The following is a 17,697-nucleotide window of genomic DNA, read 5'->3' as shown; positions in this document are numbered from 1 at the left end:
GCATGGTTTCGACACGCTCAACCAGCGAGGAGCCACCGTGTGACAGACAGTGCGGACTAGGAGGCCGCTGAACAACTTTGGGTGCGGGTGTCGCTTATTTAAGGCGCGCCTGCGGCGGGTCGGCTCTTGGTCGTTAAGACTGGGGTGATGCAGGGTTGTGATGATGGTCAGCGTGAGATTTACGATGTCGATGCCGTAGCGGGGCACTTGCTTCCGCCTGGATCGGTGTTCGCTTTCCTTGCAGCGCACCGTCGGGAGCTGTTTCCCGACGATGCGTTTGCGGACTTGTTTTCCTCGCAGAACGGCCGCCCGTCAATACCGGCGGACGTGATCGCGTCGGTGATGGTGTTGCAAACACTGCACAACCTTTCCGACAGGGAAGCGGCCGAGGCGTTGACGTATGACCTGCGGTGGAAAGCCGCCTGCGGGTTCGCGCTGACTGAAACCTCTTTCCACCCGACCGTGCTGGTCTATTGGCGCAAACGCTTGGCTGCCAGTGACCGGCCGCACCGCATTTTTGAGGCCGTGACCGCGGTCATTGCCCAGTCCGGAGCATTGTCGGGGCGCAAACGCCGGGCGTTGGACTCAACAATTTTGGAGGATGCGGTTGCCCGGCAGGACACCGTCACGCAGCTGGTCGGACAGATCCGCCGTGTTGGCCGGGAGATCCCCGGCGCGGACGTGAGCGTCGCCGGCTTGACCGGCCATGATTACTCCCAGCCGGGCAAGCCCGACATTGCGTGGGACGACCGCGACGCCCGCGACGAGCTCGTCTCCCGCCTGGTCACCGATGCTCTCGCTCTGCTGGGCAGCATCAACGTCCATATCCTCAACAAGAAGCAGCAGGAAACCGTCGCGCTGCTTGCCTTGGTCGCCGGCCAAGACGTGGAACCCGCCGACGGGTCCGACGGGACCGACGGGCGGTGGCGGATCGCCCGCCGGGTCGCTCCCGACCGGGTGATTTCCACCGTCGATCCTGATGCCCGCCATGCGCACAAGAGCCGCCAGAAAAAGATCGACGGCTATAAAGCCCACGTCAACGCGGAGCCCGACACCGGGTTGGTGACGGCGGCAATGCTCACGAAAGCCTCTGGTTCGCAAAACAGCGACGCGGCTCGCGGCGGCGAGCTGCTCGCGGCCGACGTCAGCATCGGTGAGCAAAACATTGACGTGCTGGGTGATTCGGCCTATGGCAGCGGCGGGCTCCTGACCGAGATTCATGCCGCTGGGCACCGGCCGATCATCAAGCCGATGCCGCTGGGCCGAGCCGTTCCGGGCGGATTCACCATCGATGACTTCACCGTGGATGAAACCCTGCAGACCGTGACCTGCCCGGCCGGGAACGTCCGGTCGCTCAGCCCGAAACGACGGGCCAGTTTTGGTAGTTCGTGCCAGGCCTGCCCGCTGATGGCGCAGTGCACCACCGCGAAGTCCGGCAAGAAGATGCAGATTCATCCGCTGGATCAGGTTCGCCGGGAGCACCGCGTCACCGCTCAGGACCCGGACTTTCAAGCCCTTTATCGCCAGCACCGTCCAATGATTGAACGGACGCTGGCGTGGATGACGCGCGGGGCCCGGCGGGTCCGCTACCGCGGCGTTGCCAAGAACAATGCGGGGTGGGTGATCCGTGCTGCCGCGATCAATCTCAAACGGCTCCTCAACCTCGGTTTGACCAGCCAGAACGGGGTTTGGGCCCTTGGATAACACCCCGACGCACGAGGACCACCTCGGCGCACGGTCCCAGGCGGCAGAGCCGCCCACTACGGCCCCATCGATCAGCCCCGACGCGAGATCCCACCATCGTGGCCGATCGCTCAGTCGACCGCACAAAGCCCCACAGCGGAGCAAAAAAACACTCTAAGAACTCGCCGAGGCAACTGGACCCCTAATATTCAGCGCCCTCCTAGGTCGCGCAACAAGGAGTCATGAACACACGGTGGCTCGGCACCATCATGCTCCGCATCGGCCCGGCGGGAAACCCCCCCAACCGCATCCGGGGCAACCCACCGCGGCCGCTAGGCTGGGGGAAATTCTCTGAGGGGGTCACCGCCATGGGTGCTGCAACGATGCCGACCGGTTCACCGTCCCGCCGCCCGCTGTGGTTCGCCCTCGGCGCGGTCGGCGTGCTGTTGGTCGTGGCCCTGATCGTGGTGCTCGTGGTCTGGCGCGGGGGAGCGGGCACTCCGTCGGGCAGCGACACCCTGCCGGGCACCCGCCCCACGCCGTCCGCGACGGCCCAGCCGCTCGCCGTGGCCAGTGCCGCCCCCACCGCGAGCGCGCCAGCCGGCCCGCACCCGGCGAACTGCGAGGCGATCTACAGCCCGGCCATGATGGCGACCTTCAGCGAGACCCGCACGCTCAACCCGTCCTGGTCCTCCGACCCGCAGGCCGCGATGCAGGCCGGAACGCAAGATTCCGAGCTGGCCAGCATGATTCAAAGCGCCGAACACCTCACGTGCATCTGGGGCAGCGAGGGCGGCGGGTCCGACAGTGGACTCACCACCAACGTGGTCTTCGTCACCCCCGAACAGTCCGAGGCGGCCCACCAGCGCCTGAACACTCTCGGCCAGAGCTGCTACGAAGAGCTCGGCGGCATCCGTTGTGTGGCCGAATCGGCCGAGAGCGGCGACGGCATCGCGGGGGAGTCGCACTTCTTGCGCGACGGCATCTGGCTGGCCACGCACTACGTGAACGCGGGCCCTGATGGCTACACCCACGACATGGTCGGCACGATCTGGGCCGGCGCTTAACCCGCACCTGCCTCGCCCGGTCCGGGCTATGCTGTGCGCAAAATCCTCCAGGAGGATCGCGCTCAGGGAGGCCGCATGCCCGTTCACGGAACGCCGACGATCACACCAGGCCGCCAGCTGGTGCTGCTGATCATCGGTGGTCTCGTGACCGTGCTCGTCATCGCGGCCGCCGTGTGGGTGGTCTCGATGCCCTGGCCCGCGAACACCCCCGAAGTCACCGAGGCCGGCCGGCCGGCGCCCACCTCGACGCCGGAACCAGTTCCCGTCATCGCGCCCACCGCCGAGATCGCCCCCGGCACGCCCAAGCCCGCGTCGTGCGATCAGATCTACAGCCCCGCGATGGTCACCGCGTTCGGTGACCTCGCGCTCAACCCGCCGTGGACCACCGAGCCCGGCGCTGACGTGAGCGACGGCGCCGACGACCCCGAGCTGCTGGCCGTCATCAACGCCACCGAACACCTCAGCTGCCGTTGGGTGAGCCCGGTCGGGCCCTCCGGCACCGGCGTGGCCACGAACGTGGTCTGGGTCACCGAGGCGCAGACCGCCGCGGTGGAGGCCCGCCTCCGAGCGCTCGGCATGGAGTGCTATGAAGAGCTCGGGGGGCTGCGCTGCATCACCGAAACCACCACCGACACCGACAACTTCGGCCAGTCGCACTTTCTGCGCGGCGGCATCTGGCTGGCCACGGTCTGGGTGAACGCGGGCCCGGATGGCTACACCCACGACATGATCGACACCATCTGGGCCGGCGCCTGACCGGTGGGCCGTGGAACGGGTCTGGGTAGCGCGAAGGCGCGCGCCGATGGGGGCTCGGCATGCGCGCATCCGGCGACCCAGCCGCTAAGGTACAGATAGACCTCGACCCCGCGGATAAAACCGGGTTGGCCGGGCAAAGACCTTGGCCCCCAAAGGTGGTTCTCGCCTCCACACCGGGCCTGGGATAGGTTATTCGTCATCTCATTCGGGCGCTGGTTCACAGCTGCGTGCGCTCCGTTTCCCAGCAGCCACATCCCGTAGAGGAAAGTTCTCATGGCGACTCTCACGGAGATCCTGATTCTGCACGGCTTGCTGCCCATCGAAGTCCTGGACACGCTTCTGGCAGGGGACCCAGCCGACGAAACAGCCGTGCGCAAGCTCGTGGCAGATGGCGTCATCTCCGAGGTGCAGTTCGCGAAGGCTAGAGCCGCCCAGGCGAATCTGCCGTTTGTGGAACTCGCCGATTACCCCGTCGACCGACTGGCGGTCGCCCTGGTGCCGGCACCAGTCTGCCGTCGGCACGAGGTGCTGCCGGTACTCATCGACGGCAGTCGGCTGGTCCTCGCCATGGTCGACCCCGGCAATGTCTTCGCCGTCGACGATGTGCGTGAGGCCTCTGGGATGCGTGTCACCCAGGTGGTCGCCGAACGCTCCGACCTGCTCGCCGCCATCAGCCGCTACCACCGTGCAGACGGCGAACTCAGCGACCTCACCACCACCCTCGAAGAGGAGAATTCCGCAGCCGCCGCGGAAAGCGCGTCTTTCGGCGTCTCCGACGCGGGGGACGACGACGCCCCGATCGTAAGGTTTGTGAACCTGCTCGTCAGTCAGGCCATCCAGGACCTCGCGTCCGACATCCATATCGAGCCCGGCGAACATAGCCTGCGGGTGCGCTATCGCATTGACGGGGTGCTGCACGAGATGCAAACCGCCCCCAAAAGTATCCAAAACGGTGTCATTTCCCGGCTCAAAATCATGAGCGACATCGATATTGCCGAACGCCGCAAACCCCAGGACGGTCGGATGACGGTGCGGCACGCGGGCCGGCAAATCGACCTACGCGTGGCGACGCTGCCTACGGTGTGGGGCGAGAAGGTGGTCATGCGAATCCTCGACAACTCCAGCACCACCCTGGACGTGCGGGCGCTGGCCCTACTCGAGCACAATTTTGAGGCGTACAAGACCGCCTACTCCAAGCCGTACGGCATGATCCTGATCACCGGCCCCACCGGCTCGGGCAAGTCCACCACCCTGTACACCACCCTCGGCGCGGTCGCCCGACCGGAGGTCAACGTCATCACGGTCGAAGACCCGGTGGAGTACCGCATGGCGGGCATCAACCAGGTGCAGGTGAACGTTAAAGCGGGCCTCACGTTTGCGAGTGCGTTGCGCTCCATCCTTCGCAGCGACCCGGATGTGGTGCTGCTGGGTGAGATCCGCGACCACGAGACCGCGCAGATCGCCATCGAGGCCTCGCTCACCGGCCACCTCGTGCTGTCGACCCTGCACACCAACGACGCACCGAGTGCCATCACCCGGCTCACTGAGATGGGCATCGAACCTTTTCTGGTCGGTTCGGCCATCGACTGCGTGGTTGCGCAGCGGCTGGCCCGGCGACTTTGTGACAAATGCAAGGCGCCGTCGGTGCTGACCGCTGAGGGCCTGACTCGATTGCGCTTTGCGTTCGACCCTGCGCTGCCGTTGCCGGTCATCTATGAACCGGTCGGCTGCAGCAACTGCTCGAAGACCGGCTACCGAGGCCGGCTGGCCGTTCATGAAGTCATGACTGTGACCGAGGAGATCGAGCGGCTTGCCGTCGCACGTGCCTCGAGCGCTGAGATCGCCCGCGTCGCACGCGACCAAGGCATGATCACCCTCAGGGAAGACGGTTGGGCAAAAGCCCGACTGGGTTTGACATCGATCGAAGAAATCTTGCGAGTGGTCGCGTAGTGCAAAAGGGGACACCAACATGAGCCAGCCCATCTACGACATCCCGGTGACACCGCCGCAACGTCCTCATGGTGATGACGAGACCGATGCCACCGCGACGGTCCCCGTTGCCGAGCCCGTACCGTGGTACCTGCTCGACCCTGCAGATGCTCCCGCTGCCGATTCAGTACCGTTCAAGTCCAAGTACGATAACCCCGTGGATGCCGTCGTGGTGTCACGAACCAATACTGAGCCAGCGCGGTCGACCGACGACGTTCCACCGGACCTCACTCGGTCCGCGCTGGAAGGGTCAGAGGCGGTCAGAGTGCTCCGACCTCGAACGGAGGGTGCCGATCCCGTTCGCGTGCGGCGAACACAGCGCACAGATTCGCCCTCAGCCGCCGACCAGGACCTTCTGCGCGCTCTTCAGGAAGTGCTCGACCTCAACGGCTCAGACTTGCACATCACTGTTGGCGCCCCGCCCAACCTCCGGGTCAACGGCAGCCTGCGTCCGCTCGACGGCGCGCCCCGTTGGACGTTCGACAAAGTATCCGGCGCCCTCCTCAGCATTCTCACTCCGTCCCAGCACATGGAGTTCGAGCGTGAGCTGGAACTCGACTTCGCGTACACCGCCAACGACGCCCGCTTCCGGGTCAATTACTATCAGCAACGTGGCTCGATCGGTGCTGCGTTCCGACTGATCCCGCGCATCATCAAGCCGCTCACAGAGCTGGGCATGCCCGACGCGGTGGCCCGCTTCGCCGCGTTGCCGCGTGGGCTTGTGCTGGTCACCGGCCCGACAGGCTCGGGCAAGTCGACCACGCTGGCCGCTCTTGTCGACGAGGTGAACCGCACGCGTGCCGACCACATCGTCACGGTGGAAGACCCCATCGAGTTCCTGCACAAGCACCGGATGTCCCTGGTGAACCAGCGCGAGGTGGGCAGCGATACGAAGAGCTTTGCGGCAGCCCTCAAGCACGTGCTTCGCCAGGACCCCGATGTCATCCTCATCGGCGAGCTGCGTGACCTCGAGACCATCTCGGTCGCGATCACCGCGGCGGAAACCGGCCACCTCGTCTTCGCCACCCTGCACACCCAGAGCGCCCCGCAGACCATCGACCGCATGATCGACGTCTTCCCGCCGCACCAGCAGGCGCAGGTACGCTCTCAGCTGGCGGCGACCTTGCAGGGGGTTGTCTGCCAAACCCTGGTGAAGCGGGTCGACGACGGGCGGGTCGTCGCTACCGAAGTGATGTTCGCCACCTCCGCCATCGCGAACCTCATACGCGAGGGCAAGACCTACCAAATCCCGTCGGCCATGCAGGCCGGTCGTAGCCTGGGCATGCACACCATGGACCAGCACCTGGCAGAGCTCGTCGATGCCGGTCTGATCACCCGGGCCTCGGCCGAAGAGAAGGCGCAAGACCCGGTGGGCCTTGCTCAACTCATCCGGCGGGTCGATCCCACAGCGACGGGTACGGCGACGTCACCCATGTCCAGCGACGGCATCGACTATGACGCCTTTTCCGGCGGAAGTGCCTTCTGATGCCCACTAGCGCGATCCTCAGCGGCGGAGTCCGCGCCAGCAGCGGTGCGGGACAAGCGTGATGGTCACAGCGCAGTCTTGGGCGTTTGTCGGCCGCGATGCGAAGGGCAAGACCGTCAAGGGCAAGTTGGATGCTACCAGCGAATCGGCTGTGGCCGCCCGTTTGGCCGTTATGGCGATCTCGCCGATCTCGATCACGGAGTCTGCCGGCGGCACCGGCCTCAACCGCGAGATTTCGTTGCCGGGCTTCAGCAAGCGCATCGGTCTCAAAGACCTCGCGATCATGAGCCGACAGATGGCCACGATGATCGGGTCGGGACTGTCGCTGCTGCGCACGCTGAATATCCTGGCCGAGCAGAGCGAGAACCCGTCGCTGGCCAAGATCCTCGGTCAGGTGCGCAACGACGTGGAGACCGGAACGTCGATTTCCGACGCGTTCGGCAAGCACGGCGCGGACTTCCCACCGATCATGATCAACATGGTGCGTGCTGGAGAGACCGGGGGGTTCCTGGATGGTGCCCTTGAATCGATCGCCACGAACTTCGAAAAAGAAGTCAAGCTGCGCAACACCATCAAGTCGGCGCTGACGTACCCGGTGCTGGTGTTGATCATGTCGTTGGTGGCCGTGCTGGTGATGCTCATCTTCATCGTGCCCATCTTCAAGGACATGTTCGCTGGGCTTGGCAGCGAATTGCCCGCACCCACTCAATTCCTGGTCACCCTGTCGGAGGCGATGGTTTGGGTCGCTCCGGTGCTGCTGGTTGCGGGAATCGTGTTCTCCATTTGGTGGAGCAAAAACAAGAACACCCTCGCGGTGCGCAAGATAAAAGACCCGATCATGCTAAAGATCCCGGTCTTCGGGTCGCTGCTCAAAAAAGTCGCCGTGGCTCGGTTCGCCCGCAACTTCTCCAACATGATCGGAGCCGGCGTTCCCATCCTGCAGGCGCTCAAGATCGTGGGGGACACCTCGGGCAACTGGGTCATAGAGAACGCGCTCAACGAGGTCGCAGAATCTGTGCGCCAGGGCAAGTCGATCTCCGGCCCGCTGCTCGCGCAGCCGGTTTTTCCTGCCATGGTGACTCAAATGATTGCCGTCGGAGAGGACGCCGGGTCGCTGGAAATCATGCTCGACAAGATCGCGGATTTCTACGACGACGAGGTCCAGGCGGCAACCGAACAGCTCACGGCAGCGATCGAGCCGCTCATGATCGCGTTCCTCGGTGTGATCATCGGCGGCATGGTCATTGCCCTTTACCTGCCCATTTTCAGCATCTCCGAGGCAGTCAACTAGCACTCACCACCGAGCGCAGCCGTCGCCAGGTTTCGCGATGAGCTGGCATCCCCCAGAACCGGGGGTAAATTCTGTCTGAAAATACCCCGAACTGCTGCTATAGGCTGGGAATTAGCCACTAATATAGTGGAAGTTCTATCAGAGCCAAGCCTGCCTTTTGGGTGAACAATTCAACGGATGCTGCCCGCTCGCTTGGGGGAGGACCTTCGAAGGGGCTCTGGTTGCTGGGGAGGGGGAAGTGACCTGAACCACGATGAACGAAGCCGATCGGGCCGCCGGCCAGTTCAGTTCCCCTCACATGATTGGACCCACCCGTGCTCGCACGCAGCCTCGCAAAACTCGAACGCCGACGCAACAACCCCGACGAGAATCAGGTGGGATTCACCCTGATCGAGCTTCTCGTTGTCGTTATCATCATCGGCATTCTCGCCGCGATCGCCATCCCCGTATTCCTCAACCAGCGCCAGAGCGCGTGGCAGTCCTCGGTCGGCTCTGACCTGAAGAACGCCGCAGTGGTGGTGGAAACTTACGCGACAAGTAAGGGCGGCTCATACGTTGGCTTCCCGGGAGCGGGAGTAGCCGTCGTCAACAATGGCACGACAACCACCGGCGGTGTTACCGGCGGGTCGGTCGACTTCAAGGTCTCCAGCGGCAACACGATCACGATGACGATCGTCGGCACGACCGGGTACACCATCCTGGGGAAGAACTCCAACCTCACTGGCACTACCGATTTGCAGGGATACAGCAGCGCCGGCGGCGGGCTCACCAAGTGGGGCGTGACTCCTTAGCGTTCCTCAGCCCATCGTGCGTACTGAGGGGTCGCCATCGCCCCTCAATTCTGCACACCAGCGCCTCGGGGAAACCACATAGAAACGTGAGCCCCCACACACAAAATTGCTTTCTCCAAGAGAAATGGACACACTGTGCTCGCACGAAGCCTTGCCAAACTCGAACGCCGCCGCAACAACCCTGATGAAAACCAAGTCGGTTTCACCTTGATTGAGCTTTTAGTAGTTGTCATCATCATCGGAATCCTGGCCGCGATCGCGATCCCGGTGTTCCTCAACCAGCGCCAGAGCGCCTGGGAGGCGTCGGTCGGCTCGGATCTAAAGAACGCCGCCGTCGTCGTTGAGACCTGGGGAACCACACATAACGGGAGCTACTCGACTTTCGCGCCGGTAACAACTGCAACCGGTTCTGCAGGGACAGCCGCAACCGGCGTCACGTCGGCAACGGTCAACGTTGCTTTCAAAATCTCCGAAGGCAACACAATTGTCGTCAAGGTAGCAACCGGCGGGAACAGCTACACGCTCGTGGGAACTAACTCGAACATTCCAGGCGAAGGCCAGGCGTACCAGAGCGCCGATGGCGGACTTAAGGCCTGGGTCAAGCCCGCCCCGACCCCGTAGTCTCGGCTGTTCTCAAGCGGGGCGTCGCCACAGCGATGCCCCGCTTTTCCGAACCGATTGACCACTCTGCAAGGATCCCCGTGAAGTCTGTTGCACACCCACTGCGTCTGCGCGCAGGCGCTGACGATTCGGGCATGACCCTCATCGAGGTCATTGTCGCGATCAGCCTGATCGGGATCATTGCCAGTGCTGCGATCGGTCTCAGCATCACGAGCCAAAAGGGCGCCTCCGTTCAGCAGCGTCAGCAAATCGCGGTGACTATCGCCACCGAGGCGATGGAACGAGTCAGCGCTCAATCTGCCGCAACGGATCCCTCCACGCTGATGAGCTATCTGTACGAGGGGCGTACCAAGGCCAAGGTTGAGGTTGCGTGGAACGCCAACTTCGGCGTGAAGGGGCTGGCGGAGACCTACATGGGCTGGGACAGCGGTGCTGTCGCAGCATCCGTGCCTGACCTTCCGATCTCTCAAACGGTCAACCGCACGGGCACTGACTACACCGTGTATACCCTGCTCGGTACGTGCTACATGTCGACCTCAGGCGGGGACTGTAAGAAGTTGGCGGCATCAATCCCGCCGGCAACACCACCAACCGGCCAGACCCCACTGAACCGAGTGATCGTCGTTGTGCGGTGGAACGCCGGTTCGGGCTGTGCTGCAAGCGGATGCTCCTACCTCGTGTCGAGCCTGGTCGACGCACATTCCGACCTCCAATGGAACTCCCCGTGACCGCGTCGAGCACTGCCCCCGTCGCCCCGCCGCAGCCGGAGGCCTCCGAGGACGGCATGACCCTGCTCGAACTCGTCGTGGCGATGGGCATCTTCATGATCTTCATCGCCCTGATCCTCACCACTACAGTGACCCTGGCCCAGAGCGCCACGCGCGCCCAGATGACGGCGGAGGCATCTAACTCGACGTTGGTCGTCTTCGGCAACTTCGACCGGCAAGCACGATACGCCGATTCAGTGAACTACCCCGGGTCGGGTCCCTCCGGGGCTCGCTACGTGGAGTTCCGCACCGCCGGAATTGCCGCCGCTGGCACCGCGACATGCACCCAGTGGCGTTTTGTGCCCAGCTTGAGCCGTCTGGAGTCTCGGTCGTGGAAAGACGTGTCCGGCGTTGTGCTGCCGGGATTCACTACCAAGCTGACCAACGTCATCGATGACGGCGGCGCTACCTACCCGTTCACTCTCACCCCCGCTAACCTCACGGGCGCAGAGATGCAGCAACTCACCGTCACCGTCCACTCCGGGAATGCAGGGCTCCAGGCGGAAGCCGCGATGAGCACAACGTTCACCGCACGAAATAGCTCGCCTGACTCGCCCAGCAACAAGGACGCTGATGGCAACAAGGTAAGCGACACTCCGATTTGCAACGCGACGGGATACCGACCGTGACCACTCTGCAGGGAGCCAGATGGCGCTCCACCCTGGAACGGCGGCTCGAGGCTCGAGGCGACGACAGCGGTGTCGCTCTGCTGACGGCATTGATGTTCATGGTGATGGCCGCCGGGCTGTCCCTGGTGGTGTTGAGCGCAATTCTCAGCCAGGCCGTGCCCGCGTACACGGCGCAGAAGAATACCCGCACGGTCTACGCGGCGCAGGCGGGCCTGCAAAGCGTCCTGGCGATCATCCGCTCCGCCGAAGCGCCAGTTGACAGCGCCGGACACGTCTTCGGAGCATCGAACGAATTGCCCTGCAGCTTGGCTGGACAAGTGGCGGCCGATGGCACCGGAGCCACCTACGCCGTGACCGTGGAGTACTTCACCGCGGATCCGACCAATATGACCGTCGCCCAGCGGGCAGCCAACGACTTGGCCTGCTCAGCGACTGCGGGTGTGTCGACCGCGACGGTGCCCAGGTACGCCTATGTGATCTCGAAAGGGCAGGACGCAGCCATCCCCGGGAACGCCAGCGCGACAGCCGGCAACCGCACACTCTCGGCGATCTATGCATTCAAGATCACCAACGTCAACGTCGCCGGTGGATTGATCTTCACCGGGAGCACCTACTGCCTCGAGGCCGTCACTGCCACGGACACCTCGAAGGTGGAATTCACTGCCAAGGCTCTGTGCACGAAAACCCCTCTTCAGCTCTGGTCCTATACGGTCGACTACCAACTCAAGCTCACGAGTTCGGGGACTCCCGGCCTGTGCATCACGGGGCCCTCGACTTCTGGAGGCGGGACACAGGATGCACTCTTGAAGCCCTGTAAGGCTCCGACGGATTCACAGCGCTGGAACCAGCTGTGGAGTTGGACGGGGAACTACACCTGGCAGGGCCAGAACTCCAGCAACACCGACCAGAGCAACTATCACCTCTCGCCGGGCACTATCAGCAGCACCAGTTTCCTCAAGGTCAGAGACGGGCGCAGCGGGACATTCGCCCCATCGCTGGAAATCGGCGCGGGCGCAGCCAGCTACGGGACTCATCAGCTGGTGAACTATCGCGAGTTCGGTCGGTGCGCCGACGTCACCAACGGAACGATCACCTACGGCTACATGATCTCTTATCCGTGCAAACAGGACCCGACCGGGACCGGGGCCAACCTCGACTGGAACCACAAGTGGTACTACACCGAGCCCGTCCTGCCGGCGACCACGAGCGTCGTCCAGGACATTTACGTGTTCGACGGCTCGGGTGCCAAGAAATGCCTGACCGCACCGGCATCCGGCAGCGTGGAACTCACCTTCACTACCTGCGATTCGTCGGTACGCCAGGATTGGACGCGAACAAAGGACACGGGCAACTATGCGGGAAGCTACCTGATCATCAATCAGGGGAAGTGTCTCTTCGCTGACAGTAGCGCTGTGCACACCGATGGCACCTCGTCGAGATTGCGCGTGACGACATGCAACGGCTCACTCGCACAAAAATGGAATGCGCCGCCCACCGCCACTGAGGCGGCAGTCGGTGGCTACAGCGAGGTCGCCGGGTGATCGGGCTCCTGGCCCTTCCCGCGGCCCTGGGAGTGCTGATCGGTTCGTTTCTGAATGTCGTGGTGTACCGGGTGCCCGCCGGCCTGTCCGTCATGTCACCGCCGAGCGCTTGCCCGGCCTGCGGCCGCCGGATCAAGGCGTTCGATAACATCCCGGTGCTTTCATGGTTGGTCTTGCAAGGCAAGTGCCGAACCTGTAAGGCGCCGATTTCCACCCGGTATCCGCTCGTTGAAGCCGGCACCGGCCTGATGTTCGCCGCCGTCGCTTTTTGGTGGGCCTCAAGTAGCTTGCTCATCGGGTCGCTCCAGGTTGGACTTGACAGCCTGATCCTGACCGGAATGCTCGCAACAGACGCCGGCGGCCCCACAACAGCTGAGTTCGTCGCCGCGGTGTGCATCCTTTTCGCCTACCTCTACCTGGCGGCGGTGAGCATTGCCCTCGCGCTCATCGACCTGGACGTACATCGACTGCCCAACGCTATTGTGCTGCCGAGCTACATCGTGGCCGTGGCGCTTCTGGGCGCTGCCAGCATCCTCAACGGCGACCTTGAGTCGTTCCTGCGGGGTCTCATTGGTCTGGCAACCCTCTGGCTGGCATATGCGGTGATGGCTGTGGCGTACCCGGGCGGAATGGGATTCGGCGACGTCAAACTAGCCGGCGTGTTGGGGCTCTATCTCGGCTACCAAGGATGGGGTGAACTCGTTTTCGGCGCGTTTGCCGCCTTTCTGCTCGGGGGGCTTTTCGCCGTGCTGCTGCTTGTTACCAAGCGAGCCACCCGAAAGAGCGGGATTCCGTTCGGACCCTGGATGCTGGTTGGCGCCTGGTTCGGCATATTTTTTGGCGACAGCGTCTGGAGCGGCTATCTGTCGCTCTTCAACCTGTAGCTCATCTGGCAGTGCAACACACGAGGAGTATCTAAATGGCGACGAGCGTCGTAGGAGTAGACATCGGCAGCAGAACGCTGCGCGCAGTCGAAGTGGTAGACCCCGAAAAGCCCACACCGACCGTGGTGCGTTATTGCGAAGTGGTTCTTCCTGACGGCGCCGTGAACCGTGGCGAGGTGACCGAGCCGAGTATCGTGGCGAGCGCACTCAAAGAGCTGTGGGCTAAAGGCGGATTCAGGAGCAAGAATGTCGTGCTCGGCGTTGGCAACCAGCGTGTCCTGGCTCGTGACATCACGGTGCCGAAGATGTCATTGAAACGAATCAGAGAGTCTCTGCCGTTCGAAGTGCAGGAAATGCTGCCGATTCCGGTGGGCGATGCGCTGCTGGACTTCTACCCCATCGCTGAGGTGGACGGTGAGGCCGGTCCCATGGTTCGCGGTCTCCTCATCGCAGCGGTCAAGGCGGCGGTGCTCGGCAACGTTGCCACCGCCGAACTGGCGGGGCTCACGACAGTCGATGTGGACCTGATTCCCTTCGCCCTCAACCGGGTCTTACTCTCGAGGCCCGGCGTGGCGGGAACAGTCGCCCTTGTAGACATCGGTGGTAGCACGACCAGCGTGGTTATCGCCATTGACGGTGTACCGCAGTTCGTGCGCATCATCGCCAACGGAGGGGACGATATCACCCAGGCGTTGCATGCCGACTCCGACCTCGACGCTGAGGCTGAGCAGCCTGAAGCCATGAAACGACGGCTCGGACTGGCGACCGGTACCATAGCGGCCTCGGACAAACGGGCCGTCGAAGTGATTTACAAGATTGCGAGTGAACAGTTGACTAGCTTGCGCAACACGATCAACTACTTCGTCAATACCCGCCCGATCGACGCCGTGCACAAAATCGTACTCAGCGGAGGTGGCGCCCAGCTCCACCGACTCCCCGAGGCGCTCGCAGAAATGACCCGGCTCACCGTGGAAGTCGGTGACCCGTTTGCGACAGTTGGGCTGGGCAGGGGCCTGACCATTGAGGACCTTCGCCACAATGGTTCCACCTTCGCTGTCGCCCTCGGGCTTGCCTTGGGGCGAGCCGCATGAGCCGCCGGGACAACGCCGATGCGCTCACTATCGGTGGAGAACCGCGGGTCAACTTACTTCCTCCGGAAGTGCACAAACAGCGCGCGGCAAAGGCTGTGCGACGTCAATTGGGCCTGGGCGTAATCGGAGCGATCGCCCTTGTGCTCGTGGGCACCACCACTGTGATGGTGCTCGCAACCCAGGCGCAGCAGCAATTGGCCAGCGAGCAGGAGTTGACTTCGGGGCTGCTCGCGGAGCAGGCCAAATACGCTGAAGCCCGGACCGTGCAGAGCGAAGTTGACCTGGTGGAGGCGGCTCAGCAGGTGGGCGCATCGACCGAGATCGACTGGAAGGCATACCTGGACGGAGTTCAGGCCATCCTGCCGCCCAGCGTGACGATCAGCACAGTTGCCGTTGATTCGGCGTCGCCGCTTGCCGTCTACGCCCAGCCCACGGCCCCGCTCCAGGGTGCCCGGGTGGCCACGGTGTCGTTCACGGCCGAGAGCGCCGTGTTACCAGACGTGCCCACCTGGTTGAACTCGCTTGCGACACTGCCGGGGTACGCCGATGCGCTGCCCGGATCGATGGCGCGGGACGAAGCGGGCGTCTACACCGTCGCCATCACAATGCACGTCAACGACGCCGCCTTTGCCCGGCGATTCGTGATTGAACAGGAGTAGCCGTGGATAAGAACCGCCTATGGATCATCGGTTGCGTGATGGTGATGGTCGTCGTACTGCTCGGGGGATTCGTCCTTGGGATCCAGCCTCAACTGGCCGCGGCCGCAGCGGCTAACGAGGAACGAGCGAGCGTCGCCACGTCGAATGCCGGCCAGTCGGCGGTGCTCGACCAACTCAAGAAGGACTTCGAAAACATCGACGCGCTCAACGCCGAGCTGGCCCCACTCAGCGCGTCCGTGCCGTCGGGCACGGGGATGCCTGCGTTCGTGAACCAGCTTGACGCCCTCGCCGGCGCCACCCAGGTGACCCTCGACGGGTTCACGGTTACGGACGCCACCCCGTACGCACCCGTGGCGGCTCCCGTGGCTGCCGCCGACCCAAGTGCGGCGTCGACCGCCGAACCGGTGCCCACCTCCAGCGATGCCGCGGTCCCGACCGCCGGGGTTCCCCCGGTGACGAGTGCGCAGATCACCGAGACCAACTTCGCGTCGTTGGCCGTTACCGTGACGGTGAGCGGAGGATACGCGAACGCACTCAATTTCGTGAACGGACTCCAGACTGGAGAACGGCTGTTCCTTGTAACGGGTATCACCACCACAGCCGTGGACGCCGCTGAGGGCGAAACAGCTTCGGGAGCGGTCAGCTCCGTCATCACCGGGCTGATTTATGTACTCGTGCCGACAGAAGGCCAGGCAGTCGCCGTCGCCGCCGGCTAGTGCGGAACCCGGCGCGACCAGGACAGACTCTGGACAGCGACGGTCGAGACAGGTTAACCGCCGCGCGCCCCGCGCTTCCGGCGACTTGACCCCCCGCGTTGCTACAGTGGCACCACAGAGCTACGGCCGCGAGGCTCACGAGGAGTGCAGCATGACCGACACGACCCCCAACGAGGGACACAAGAACGACTACCCGGATGCTCACACCGAGTACTTCGACCCCGCCAACGACGCCAGCCCGGAGCCGACCACGGTCGCCGACCCGAGCAAGCCGGTCGAGGAGCCCGTGAGCGAACCGGTCGTTCTGACGTCGACACCCGACGCGCAGCCCGAGCCTGCCTACGTTCCCGGCGAGCCGATCGACTACGAACCGGCCACTCCCGTCACCGCCTCCGCGTCGGAGGCGCCGACCGAGAAGGTCGAACGCCTCACCGCCGAGCCCACCCCGGCCGAGATCGCCCGCGATGAAGCCGTTGCGGAGCAGAAGGACTACACGCCCACCTACGTTCCCGCGCAGGGCGTCACGCCCGCGGCCGTGCAGCAGCCGGTGCAGCCCACCCAGCAGCAGCAGACGCAGCAGTTCGCGCCGAGCCCGGTGTACGTCACCGCGCCCACGCCGCCCAAGACCCTGGGCAACCGGGCCGCCGGTATCCTCATCGGCCTGATCGCCACCGCGGTGTTCGGTGCCGTCTACGCCCTCATCGCGTTCTTCATCTCCGCCGCAGGTGCGGCCACCGTCGCCGACGCCACCGCCCGCTTCACCGACTTCCTGGTGCTGCCGGTCTTCTACGTGCCGGTGATCTTCTTCTTCCTGGCCTTCGCCCTCCTGGTGGCGGTGCTCAACCGCGCCGGCTGGTGGGCGTACGTGCTCGGCGGCTTCCTCGTCGCCGTGGTGGTCTACTTCTCCTACATCGGCGGCGCCCTGCTGTCGGTGCAGGCCTGGAACCTGACCGCCGCCGAAGCTGCCCGCTTCGTGAGCACCCAGTGGCTGAACCCCGGCGCGATCGCCGCGGCCATCGTGGCCCGCGAGGTGCCGATCTGGTTCGGCGCCTGGATCTCCCGCCGCGGACGCAGCGTCACGGCAAAGAACATCGCCGCCAAGGCCGAGTACGAGCGTCAGCTCGCCGAAGGACCGCAGCTCGCTCGTTCGGTCTAACCACCGGCAGGGCAGTGCGGGGGGTGCACAATGCGCGATTACCAGAAATACGCGACCGTCGTCGCGATATTCGCGACCGTGCTCTACGCCGCGCTGCTCGTGGCCGCGTTCGGCCTGATCAGCCTGGCCACCAACCTCGACGTGATCGCCGACCGCTCGGCCGGCCCGCTGGTGGGCCCCACCATGACGGCCGTCGCCGTCGTGCTGGTGCTGATCATGCTGATCACCCTCGGCATCGCCACCCCACCCGACAAGCAACGTGTCGTGGTGGGGTTTGCCGTTGCCACCGGCATCGCCGCGTACGGCCTGTTCATCGTCACCGGCGCCATCCTGGTGGCCGCAGGCAACGGCGACCCGTTCGGGGTGCTGCTGTTCGCCGGCAGCATGCTCGCCAGCCCGTTCGCCCTCACGGTGGGCCTGCTGGCCTTCATCGTGGCGCTGATCTACTCGATCCTGCTGGCCTCGCACTACGGCGAAAACGGCCGCCCGCTGTGGCCGTGGGAGCGCCGCGGCGAATAGTTTTCAGCACCATCAGCACGTGATCCGCCCAGAGTACTGAAATAGGGACTG

The 17,697-nt window shown here is 64.1% G+C and carries 17 protein-coding genes; all 17 read left to right on the top strand.

Annotated features, from left to right (window positions below):
- The first annotated feature begins 147 nt into the window (after positions 1–147).
- Positions 148–1,704 (top strand): IS1182 family transposase, encoded by a 1,557-nt coding sequence (locus tag BJQ95_RS15850; RefSeq protein ID WP_130178737.1) that lies wholly within the window; start codon positions 148–150, stop codon positions 1,702–1,704.
- 221 nt (positions 1,705–1,925) lie between these two features.
- Positions 1,926–2,750, top strand: coding sequence for a hypothetical protein (locus BJQ95_RS15845; RefSeq protein WP_130176068.1), 825 nt, complete (start codon positions 1,926–1,928; stop codon positions 2,748–2,750).
- A gap of 75 nt (positions 2,751–2,825) precedes the next feature.
- On the top strand, positions 2,826–3,506 hold the full coding sequence (locus BJQ95_RS15840) for a hypothetical protein (protein WP_130176069.1): 681 nt from the start codon (positions 2,826–2,828) through the stop codon (positions 3,504–3,506).
- A 273-nt stretch (positions 3,507–3,779) separates the two neighbouring features.
- Complete coding sequence (locus BJQ95_RS15835; RefSeq protein WP_130176070.1) at positions 3,780–5,456, top strand: GspE/PulE family protein; 1,677 nt, start codon at positions 3,780–3,782, stop codon at positions 5,454–5,456.
- A gap of 19 nt (positions 5,457–5,475) precedes the next feature.
- Complete coding sequence (locus BJQ95_RS15830) at positions 5,476–6,981, top strand: type IV pilus twitching motility protein PilT (protein ID WP_130176071.1); 1,506 nt, start codon at positions 5,476–5,478, stop codon at positions 6,979–6,981.
- A gap of 61 nt (positions 6,982–7,042) precedes the next feature.
- Complete coding sequence (locus tag BJQ95_RS15825; RefSeq protein WP_165384825.1) at positions 7,043–8,272, top strand: type II secretion system F family protein; 1,230 nt, start codon at positions 7,043–7,045, stop codon at positions 8,270–8,272.
- A 314-nt stretch (positions 8,273–8,586) separates the two neighbouring features.
- On the top strand, positions 8,587–9,063 hold the full coding sequence (locus BJQ95_RS19450) for a type II secretion system protein (RefSeq protein ID WP_165384826.1): 477 nt from the start codon (positions 8,587–8,589) through the stop codon (positions 9,061–9,063).
- 135 nt (positions 9,064–9,198) lie between these two features.
- Positions 9,199–9,684, top strand: coding sequence for a prepilin-type N-terminal cleavage/methylation domain-containing protein (locus tag BJQ95_RS19445; RefSeq protein WP_130176072.1), 486 nt, complete (start codon positions 9,199–9,201; stop codon positions 9,682–9,684).
- A gap of 134 nt (positions 9,685–9,818) precedes the next feature.
- A complete protein-coding gene (locus tag BJQ95_RS15810; RefSeq protein WP_165384827.1) occupies positions 9,819–10,412 on the top strand; it encodes a prepilin-type N-terminal cleavage/methylation domain-containing protein in 594 nt (197 codons plus the stop codon).
- Positions 10,397–11,080 carry a type II secretion system protein gene (locus BJQ95_RS15805; protein ID WP_256041414.1) on the top strand — a complete coding sequence of 228 codons (684 nt, stop codon included), beginning with the start codon at positions 10,397–10,399 and terminating at the stop codon, positions 11,078–11,080. Before BJQ95_RS15810 ends, BJQ95_RS15805 begins: the two co-directional genes overlap by 16 nt.
- Positions 11,077–12,621, top strand: a complete 1,545-nt coding sequence (locus BJQ95_RS15800; protein WP_130176075.1) for a hypothetical protein — start codon at positions 11,077–11,079, stop codon at positions 12,619–12,621. Before BJQ95_RS15805 ends, BJQ95_RS15800 begins: the two co-directional genes overlap by 4 nt.
- Complete coding sequence (locus BJQ95_RS15795; protein WP_205750014.1) at positions 12,618–13,505, top strand: A24 family peptidase; 888 nt, start codon at positions 12,618–12,620, stop codon at positions 13,503–13,505. Before BJQ95_RS15800 ends, BJQ95_RS15795 begins: the two co-directional genes overlap by 4 nt.
- Positions 13,506–13,540: 35 nt before the next feature.
- Positions 13,541–14,596, top strand: a complete 1,056-nt coding sequence (gene pilM / locus BJQ95_RS15790) for a type IV pilus assembly protein PilM (RefSeq protein ID WP_130176076.1) — start codon at positions 13,541–13,543, stop codon at positions 14,594–14,596.
- Positions 14,597–14,691: 95 nt separating this feature from the next.
- Positions 14,692–15,255 carry a hypothetical protein gene (locus BJQ95_RS15785; RefSeq protein WP_240694559.1) on the top strand — a complete coding sequence of 188 codons (564 nt, stop codon included), beginning with the start codon at positions 14,692–14,694 and terminating at the stop codon, positions 15,253–15,255.
- A 2-nt stretch (positions 15,256–15,257) separates the two neighbouring features.
- On the top strand, positions 15,258–15,971 hold the full coding sequence (locus tag BJQ95_RS15780) for a hypothetical protein (RefSeq protein WP_130176078.1): 714 nt from the start codon (positions 15,258–15,260) through the stop codon (positions 15,969–15,971).
- A 151-nt stretch (positions 15,972–16,122) separates the two neighbouring features.
- Positions 16,123–17,127, top strand: coding sequence for a hypothetical protein (locus tag BJQ95_RS15775; RefSeq protein WP_130176079.1), 1,005 nt, complete (start codon positions 16,123–16,125; stop codon positions 17,125–17,127).
- A gap of 30 nt (positions 17,128–17,157) precedes the next feature.
- Complete coding sequence (locus BJQ95_RS15770; RefSeq protein WP_130176080.1) at positions 17,158–17,646, top strand: DUF6121 family protein; 489 nt, start codon at positions 17,158–17,160, stop codon at positions 17,644–17,646.
- The last annotated feature ends 51 nt before the right edge of the window (positions 17,647–17,697 follow it).

It is taken from the genome of Cryobacterium sp. SO1, assembly GCF_004210215.2.
Classification (GTDB): domain Bacteria; phylum Actinomycetota; class Actinomycetes; order Actinomycetales; family Microbacteriaceae; genus Cryobacterium.
The sequence above is the reverse complement of the archived record's forward strand: the minus strand, read 5'-3'. Positions and strand labels throughout refer to the sequence as shown.

Coding starts and splice junctions, on each gene's coding strand:
- BJQ95_RS15805 (WP_256041414.1), top strand. CDS start 10,397: ATGGAACTCCCCGTGACCGCGTCGAGCACTGCCCCCGTCGCCCCGCCG.
- BJQ95_RS15775 (WP_130176079.1), top strand. CDS start 16,123: ATGACCGACACGACCCCCAACGAGGGACACAAGAACGACTACCCGGAT.
- BJQ95_RS15825 (WP_165384825.1), top strand. CDS start 7,043: ATGGTCACAGCGCAGTCTTGGGCGTTTGTCGGCCGCGATGCGAAGGGC.
- BJQ95_RS15770 (WP_130176080.1), top strand. CDS start 17,158: ATGCGCGATTACCAGAAATACGCGACCGTCGTCGCGATATTCGCGACC.
- BJQ95_RS15810 (WP_165384827.1), top strand. CDS start 9,819: ATGACCCTCATCGAGGTCATTGTCGCGATCAGCCTGATCGGGATCATT.
- BJQ95_RS15850 (WP_130178737.1), top strand. CDS start 148: ATGCAGGGTTGTGATGATGGTCAGCGTGAGATTTACGATGTCGATGCC.
- BJQ95_RS15830 (WP_130176071.1), top strand. CDS start 5,476: ATGAGCCAGCCCATCTACGACATCCCGGTGACACCGCCGCAACGTCCT.
- BJQ95_RS15840 (WP_130176069.1), top strand. CDS start 2,826: ATGCCCGTTCACGGAACGCCGACGATCACACCAGGCCGCCAGCTGGTG.
- BJQ95_RS15845 (WP_130176068.1), top strand. CDS start 1,926: ATGAACACACGGTGGCTCGGCACCATCATGCTCCGCATCGGCCCGGCG.
- pilM (WP_130176076.1), top strand. CDS start 13,541: ATGGCGACGAGCGTCGTAGGAGTAGACATCGGCAGCAGAACGCTGCGC.
- BJQ95_RS15835 (WP_130176070.1), top strand. CDS start 3,780: ATGGCGACTCTCACGGAGATCCTGATTCTGCACGGCTTGCTGCCCATC.